This window comes from Streptomyces sp. NPDC056948 (genome assembly GCF_042674225.1).
Classification (GTDB): Bacteria; Actinomycetota; Actinomycetes; order Streptomycetales; family Streptomycetaceae; genus Streptomyces; species Streptomyces purpurascens.
Window position 1 is genome coordinate 1 of the sequence record NZ_JBHUQX010000583.1, and the last position, 4,469, is coordinate 4,469.

4 protein-coding genes are annotated in these 4,469 nt (G+C 70.9%); 2 read left to right on the forward strand and 2 right to left on the reverse strand.

Features of this window, described 5'->3' with window-relative positions:
- Positions 1 to 208 precede the first annotated feature (208 nt).
- Both ACFTZL_RS41515 and ACFTZL_RS41520 read right to left on the reverse strand, forming a co-directional pair.
- Entirely contained in the window at positions 209 to 1,045 is an 837-nt protein-coding gene (locus ACFTZL_RS41515; protein WP_382594762.1) for a purine-nucleoside phosphorylase, read from the reverse strand.
- 92 nt (positions 1,046 to 1,137) lie between these two features.
- Positions 1,138 to 1,575 (reverse strand): gamma-glutamylcyclotransferase, encoded by a 438-nt coding sequence (locus tag ACFTZL_RS41520; RefSeq protein WP_382594765.1) that lies wholly within the window; start codon positions 1,573 to 1,575, stop codon positions 1,138 to 1,140.
- Positions 1,576 to 1,671: 96 nt separating this feature from the next.
- Between ACFTZL_RS41520 and ACFTZL_RS41525 the strand changes: the two genes are divergently transcribed.
- Positions 1,672 to 3,120, forward strand: a complete 1,449-nt coding sequence (locus ACFTZL_RS41525; RefSeq protein ID WP_382594768.1) for an NAD(P)H-quinone dehydrogenase — start codon at positions 1,672 to 1,674, stop codon at positions 3,118 to 3,120.
- 165 nt (positions 3,121 to 3,285) lie between these two features.
- Entirely contained in the window at positions 3,286 to 4,260 is a 975-nt protein-coding gene (locus ACFTZL_RS41530) for a DeoR/GlpR family DNA-binding transcription regulator (RefSeq protein ID WP_382594771.1), read from the forward strand.
- Positions 4,261 to 4,469: the final 209 nt, after the last annotated feature.

Genomic DNA, 4,469 nt, shown 5'->3' on the forward strand with positions numbered 1-4,469 from the left:
GGCGGATACCGACTGACTGTTCGTTGACGCGCCAACCGCTGCGGGCGGACACCCCCCGACACGTCCCCTTCCGTGCGTACGCGGGTGCGGGCGCGTCCCGGCTTGGCTGCGGGCATGCGTGCCGCTGGGGGCGGCACGGGTGGGCGCAGCGGCACCCCGCTACGCCGGGTTGCGGACCCACCCGGCTCCAGCACCGATGCCGGGTGTCCTACAGGCGTCCCAGTACCTGCGCCAGCAGGGAACCCATCCTCGTCGCCGAGTCACGGCCCGCCTGCAGTACCTCTTCGTGGTTCAGCGGCTCTCCGGTCATGCCCGCGGCGAGGTTGGTCACGAGGGAGATGCCGAGAACCTCCGCACCCGCTTCCCGCGCGGCGATCGCCTCGAGGACCGTCGACATGCCCACCAGGTCCGCGCCGATGACGCGGGCCATGCGGATCTCGGCCGGAGTCTCGTAGTGCGGGCCGGGGAACTGGGCGTAGACGCCCTCCTCCAGGGTGGGGTCGACCTCCTTGCACAGGGCGCGCAGGCGCGGGGAGTAGAGGTCGGTGAGGTCGACGAAGTTGGCGCCGATGATGGGGGAGGTGGCCGTGAGGTTGATGTGGTCGCTGATCAGGACCGGCTGGCCGGGGCGCATGCCCTCGCGCAGGCCGCCGCAGCCGTTGGTGAGGACGATCGTCTTGCAGCCGGCCGAGACGGCGGTGCGGACGCCGTGGGAGACGGCGGCGACGCCGCGGCCCTCGTAGTAGTGCGTGCGGCCGAGGAAGACCAGGGCGCGCTTGTCGCCGATCTTGTACGAGCGGATCTTGCCTCCGTGGCCCTCGACCGCCGGGGGCGGGAAGCCGGGCAGCTCGGTGACCTGGAACTCGGCGTCGGGGGCGCCCAGGGCGTCCACGGCCGGGGCCCAGCCGGAGCCCATCACGAGGGCGACGTCGTGGGTCTCGGCGCCCGTCAGTTCGCGCAGGCGTGCCGCGGCGGCGTCGGCGGCGGCCCTGGGGTCGATCGGGGCGGCGCCCTGGATGTCGTCCGGAAGAAGAGATGCGTTCACGCCGACGAGGGTAGCCGGTGAATGCCTACGCGCGTAGATGGTGGAGCCAACGGGGTGGCGATCGTTGTCTTGTCGTTTCCGACGGACGGGGCTCAGCAGGGGCGCTTGCGAAGCTCCATCACGTAGTCGTGCGGGGCGCCTGCCGATTCGGCCGCGTCGGCGATGTCGCCCAGGTAGCGGGCGGAGGGGAGGCCGCCCTCGTAGGCGTTGAGGGCGTAGGACCAGGCCGGCTCCTCGCCGTCCAGGGTGTGCACCCGTAGGCGTGTGCGCCGGTAGATCTCCAGGCCCACGCCCTCCCAGCGGTCCATCGAGTCCTCGTCCATCGGGGCGATGTCGTACAGGGAGACGAAGACCTGGGAGAGGGGATCCTCGACGATCGTCGGCAGGGCGCCCTCCCAGCCCATGTGCTCGCCGCCGAAGGTCAGCCGCCACCCGTTCAGCCAGCCGGTGGCGCGCATCGGCGAGTGCGGGGCGCGGCGGGACATCAGCCGCGCGTCGAGGTTGCCGGCGTACGCGGCGTAGAGCGACATGGGGGAAGGGTACGGCAGGCGGACTCGAGTCACTCGCGTAACGGAGCCGCATCGCGGCGGGCCCCCGGGCGGTATCGCGTTGAGGGGTGCGGGACAATGGAGTACGTGACTCGGATCGTGATCATCGGTGGCGGACCCGGCGGATATGAAGCGGCGCTGGTGGCCGCTCAACTCGGCGCGGAGGTGACCGTCGTCGATTGCGACGGTCTGGGCGGGGCGTCGGTGCTCACCGACTGCGTACCGTCGAAGACTCTGATCGCGACGGCCGAGGTGATGACCACCTTCGACTCGTCGTACGAGGAGCTGGGGATCATCGTCGCGGACGACACCCCGCCCATGGAGCAGTCCGCCCGGGTGGTGGGCGTCGACCTGGGGAAGGTCAACCGGCGTGTGAAGCGGCTCGCGCTCGCCCAGTCGCACGACATCGCCGCCTCCGTGACGCGTGCCGGGGCGCGTGTCATGCGCGGGCGCGGGCGGCTGGAGGGCATGCAGGCGCTCGACGGGTCGCGGAAGGTGGTGGTGCGTGCCGCTGACGGGAGTGAGGAGACTCTTACGGCTGATGCGGTGCTCATCGCTACCGGTGGGCATCCGCGTGAGCTGCCCGACGCGCTGCCGGATGGTGAGCGGATCCTGAACTGGACCCAGGTGTACGACCTGAACGAGCTCCCCGAGGAGCTGATCGTGGTCGGGTCGGGTGTGACCGGTGCCGAGTTCGCGGGTGCCTACCAGGCGCTGGGTTCGAGGGTGACGCTCGTGTCGTCGCGGGACCGCGTGCTGCCGGGCGAGGACCCGGACGCGGCCGCCGTGCTGGAGGACGTCTTCCGGCGGCGCGGCATGAACGTCATGGGGCGTACCCGGGCGCAGTCCGCCAAGCGGGTCGGGGACCGGGTCGAGGTGACCCTCTCCGACGGGCGCGTCATCACCGGATCGCACTGTCTGATGGCCGTCGGCGCCGTGCCCAACAGCGCGGGCATGGGACTGGAGGACGCCGGGGTCAGGCTGCGCGACTCCGGCCACATCTGGACCGACAAGGTGTCCCGTACGACCGCTCCCGGCGTGTACGCGGCCGGCGACGTGACGGGCGTGTTCGCCCTCGCCTCCGTGGCCGCCATGCAGGGGCGGATCGCGATGTACCACTTCCTCGGCGACGCCGTGGCCCCGCTGAACCTGAAGACCGTGTCGTCGAACGTCTTCACCGACCCGGAGATCGCCACCGTCGGCTACACCCAGGCGGACGTCGACGGCGGGAAGATCGACGCCCGGGTCGTGAAGCTGCCGCTGCTGCGCAACCCGCGCGCCAAGATGCAGGGCATCCGCGACGGCTTCGTCAAGATCTTCTGCCGGCCGGGCACCGGGATCGTGGTCGGTGGCGTCGTCGTGGCGCCGCGGGCCTCGGAACTGATCCACCCGATCTCGATCGCGGTCGACAACAATCTGACCGTCGAGCAGATCGCGAACGCCTTCACCGTCTACCCGTCGCTGTCGGGCTCGATCGCCGAGGTGGCACGGCAGTTGCACACGCGCAAGGAGACCGGCGAGGGCTGAGGCCGAAACCGGCTCCTCGCTGGTCACGGGGAGTATTCGACCATGTGTATGGCATAGGCGGCGGGACTAGGCTCTATACCACTTCCCGCTGCTCCGTGCGAACATCTTCTGCTATTCAGCGCAAACTGCTGAAAGCAGACGGTCGCTGGCGTTACTGTCAGTTTCGTGTTCGCTGCAGAACGTCGCCAATTGATCCTCGAAATGGTGCGAGCGAACGGGGCCGTGTCGCTCCGTGAGCTCGCCCGCGTCGTCCAGACCTCCGAAGTGACCGTACGGCGGGACGTGCGCGCGCTGGAGGCAGAAGGACTCCTCGACCGCCGGCACGGCGGTGCGGTACTGCCGGGCGGTTTCACGCGGGAGTCCGGCTTTCCGCAGAAATCCCATCTCGCGACCGCCGAGAAGACCGCCATCGCCGACCTCGCCGCGAACTTCGTGGAAGAGGGCGAGGCGATCGTGGTCGGGGCGGGTACGACGACCCAGGAGCTGGCGCGCCGGCTCGCCCGGGTGCCCGGACTGACCGTCGTCACCAACTCGCTGCTGGTGGCTCAGGCCTTGGCCCATGCCAACCGGGTCGAGGTCGTGATGACCGGCGGTACGCTCCGCGGTTCGAACTACGCCCTGGTCGGCAGTGGTGCCGAGCAGTCCCTGCACGGGCTGCGGGTGTCGCGGGCCTTCCTGTCCGGGAGCGGTCTGACCGCCGAGCGCGGGCTGTCCACGTCCAACATGCTGTCGGCGTCCGTCGATCGGGCGCTGGTGCAGGCGGCCGCGGAGGTCGTGGTCCTTGCCGACCATACGAAGCTCGGGACGGACACGATGTTCCAGACCGTGCCCACGGATCTCATCACCCGCCTCGTGACGGACGAGCCGCCCGCGCATGACGACCGTGCGGCCACCGAGCTCCAGGCGCTTGCCGACCAGGGCGTGCAGATCGCCGTGGCCGGGGGGCAGGGGGGTTCGGTGGGGGCGGCCGGGCCGGGGGGGGAGTCCGTCCCGGCGCGCCAGCAGCGTCGGGACGTGCCGTTGCCCGGGCCTCGGCGGCAGGTTCCTGGTGCGGGGGGTGGGTTGCGGTCCGCCGCGATGCTGGGGGAGCAGAGTCCTGGGGCCGAGCGGGCTCGGGTGGCGGATCTGCGGCGGCGGTAGGGAGCCGGGCGGGTCGGTCCAGTTGTTGTGGGGTGTCGGGCACCCGGCGTTGGTGCTGGGGCCGGGTGGGTGCGCAGCCCGGCGGAGCGGGGTGCCGCTGCGCCCACCCGTGCCGCCCTGGGGGCACCTCCCAGGCCCTTAAGGCACTGGGGGAGGCACGATTGCCCGCAGCTAAGCAAACGACAACGGGCGGGCAGGCGCTTGTGCGC

Excerpts from the sequence above, each read along its gene's own strand:
- ACFTZL_RS41520 (WP_382594765.1), bottom strand. The coding sequence starts at position 1,575 with ATGTCGCTCTACGCCGCGTACGCCGGCAACCTCGACGCGCGGCTGATG.
- ACFTZL_RS41525 (WP_382594768.1), top strand. The coding sequence starts at position 1,672 with ATGGAGTACGTGACTCGGATCGTGATCATCGGTGGCGGACCCGGCGGA.